At 64.2% G+C, this 229-nt stretch carries 1 protein-coding gene; it reads left to right on the forward strand.

What is annotated here, in order from left to right:
- Positions 1 to 229, forward strand: a 229-nt coding sequence (locus ACPYOM_RS24285) for a hypothetical protein (RefSeq protein WP_481347945.1), incomplete at both ends; no start/stop codon positions are given.

Consider the following 229-nt stretch of genomic DNA (forward strand, 5'->3'; position numbering starts at 1 on the left):
CGTCGTCGGCAGCGTCAGATGTGTATAAGAGACAGGTGGAGACGTGGGACGCCCTGCGGGCGCGGCGGAACGTACGGCAGTTCACCGAGCAGCGCGTTCCCGACGGGGCGCAGCTCGTCGAGCTGGCGAAGGTCTGGCAGGGCGCCAGGCCTGTCTCTTATACACATCTCCGAGCCCACGAGACGCGTAGTAATCTAGGGGGGGGTCCTTTTTTTTTCAGAGGGGGGGG

Source organism: Monashia sp. HAY1-2A, from assembly GCF_056755315.1.